Genomic DNA, 1232 nt, shown 5'->3' on the forward strand with positions numbered 1-1232 from the left:
TGGACCGGCCAGCCTTTCGTAGACATCTTCGAGCCATAATTTATGGCAACCGAGGAGGTCGATATGAGCGGCAAGCGGTACACGGATGAGTTCAAGATCGAAGCAGTCAAGCAAGTCACCGAGCGTGGTCATTCGGTTGCAGATGTTGCCCAGCGTTTGGGCATTACGACGCACAGCCTATATGCCTGGCGGGCGAAGTTCGATAAGCCAGATGTCGTGCGCCAGGCTGAACTGGACCAGAGCGCCGAGGTGCGGCGACTGAAGGCCGAACTCAAGCGGGTGACCGAGGAGCGCGACATTCTAAAAAAGGCCGCCGCGTACTTTGCAAAGGGATGACGGCAAGGTACGCATTCATGCGGGCCCATATCAACGAGTATTGTCTGCGTACGATGTGCCGAGTGCTTGGCGTTCATCGCAGCGGCTATTACGTTTGGCAGCGTCAGTCGGGCAGTGCGCGCAAGCGCGAGGACGACCGGCTGCTGGGTCTGATCAAGCATCATTGGCTGACCAGCGGCGGCGTCTACGGTTACCGCAAAATCACGATGGATTTGCGAGAATCGGGCGAGACGTGCAGTCGTCACCGCGTGCTCCGGTTAATGCGGACAGACGGATTGCGCGCCGAGGTTGGCTACGGCAGCAAGCCTCGGCATCGTGGCGGTCCGGTCGGCGTGGTGGCCAATGTCCTGAATCGGGAGTTCGCCCCCGACGCGCCGAACAGGGTCTGGGTCACCGACATCACGTACATCCGAACCTATGAAGGCTGGCTGTATCTGGCGGCGGTCATGGATCTGTACTCGCGTCAGATCGTCGGCTGGGCCACGCGATCAACGATGACCAGCGACCTGGTATTGCAGGCTTTGCTGGCCGCAGTCTGGAAACGCAAACCGGGTCCCGGCGTTATGGTGCATTCGGATCAGGGCAGTCAGTTCACCAGCGATGACTGGCAGTCATTCCTGAGGGCTCACCATATGGTGCCGAGCATGAGTCGTCGCGGTAATTGCCACGATAACGCCGTTGCCGAAAGCTTCTTCAGCGCGTTGAAGAAGGAGCGAATTAAGCGGCGCATCTACCCGAACAGGGCTACTGCTGCCACGGACGTATTCGATTACATTGAGATGTTCTACAACCCGATTCGCCGGCATGGTTTCGCCGGCGACCTGTCACCTGTAGAGTTTGAGCGGCGCTACGCGCTAAACGGCTCGTGAGTGTCTATGAAACTCTGGCCGGTCCAG

Annotated in this window: 1 protein-coding gene; it reads left to right on the forward strand. The window is 58.8% G+C overall.

Annotated features, from left to right (window positions below; translation table 11 throughout):
* Window positions 1-63: 63 nt before the first annotated feature.
* Window positions 64-1205, forward strand: a protein-coding gene (locus AWB83_RS35600; RefSeq protein ID WP_374729158.1) for an IS3 family transposase whose coding sequence is annotated in 2 segments (ribosomal slippage) — window positions 64-301 and window positions 301-1205 — 1143 coding nt in all. Because the reading frame shifts where the segments join, the coding sequence is not laid out codon by codon here.
* Window positions 1206-1232 lie beyond the last annotated feature (27 nt).

This window comes from Caballeronia ptereochthonis (assembly GCF_001545075.1).
Lineage (GTDB): Bacteria > Pseudomonadota > Gammaproteobacteria > Burkholderiales > Burkholderiaceae > Caballeronia > Caballeronia ptereochthonis.